Annotated in this window: 1 protein-coding gene and 1 pseudogene; both read right to left on the bottom strand. The window is 55.3% G+C overall.

Annotation, left to right across the window (positions count from 1 at the left end; translation table 11 throughout):
• Window positions 1-303: pseudogene (locus tag CHK_RS00705) on the bottom strand (alpha-ketoacid dehydrogenase subunit beta); the annotation flags it as partial.
• Window positions 304-319: 16 nt separating this feature from the next.
• Window positions 320-940, bottom strand: a 621-nt coding sequence (locus tag CHK_RS00710) for a thiamine pyrophosphate-dependent dehydrogenase E1 component subunit alpha (protein WP_046442010.1), incomplete at its 5' end; no start/stop codon positions are given.

Here is a 940-nt window from a genome sequence, read left to right on the forward strand (position 1 = left end):
TGTCTTTGCAACCTGGTTGATGATCTGGTCCATTGCCACAAGCGTGAAGTCCATATACATCAGCTCCACCACCGGGCGCATTCCCGCGCACGCTGCGCCTACCCCCGCTCCGATCATTTCCGCCTCTGAGATCGGCGTATTGAAGCACCTGTCTGCCCCCAGCTCGTCCGCAAGCCCACGCGTACATCCAAATACTCCGCCCAGCACCTGGACGTCCTCTCCCATTACAAATACTTTATCGTCACGTTTCATCTCTGACAGCAATGTGTCCCTCACTGCCATTGCATACGTTTTATTGCTCATCTTCTCTTCCTCCAATCTACGCTTCGTAGTATACGTCGTCCATGACGTGCGCCGGATCAGGCTCTGGGCTGTTTAATGCAAACTCCGCCGCCGCATCCATTTCCGCATACGCTGCTGCCTTGATTTTTTCAAGCTGCTTTGCCGTCGCCATTTTCTCTTTTACCATATATTTCTCGAACCGCGCAATCGGATCTTTCTTCTTCCATTCATCCACTTCCTTGCGGCTGCGGTATGGTTCCGGATCTCCCGTCCAGTGCCCTCTCCAGCGGTACGTCTTCGCCTCGATCAGCGTCGGCCCCTCTCCTTTGAGCGCCCTTTCCTTTGCCGCACGGAACGCTTCGTCCACTGCCAGCACGTCATTGCCGTCCACTACCACTCCCGGAATTCCATAGCCTGCAGCCCGGTCCGCTATGTTTTCCACGCTCGTCGACTGCTTCACCGGCACCGATATCCCAAAACCATTGTTCTCACACACAAATATCACCGGCAGCTTCATCACTGCCGCCATATTCAGCGCCTCGTGGAACGTTCCTTCGTTCGACGCCCCGTCTCCGAAAAACGCTACTGAAACATGCTTTTTCTTCTGCAGCTTCTGCGCCAGCGCCGCTCCCGACGCGATTGGAATCCCTCCGCCTAC

Source organism: Christensenella hongkongensis (assembly GCF_000981035.1).
Taxonomy (GTDB): Bacteria; Bacillota; Clostridia; order Christensenellales; family Christensenellaceae; genus Christensenella; species Christensenella hongkongensis.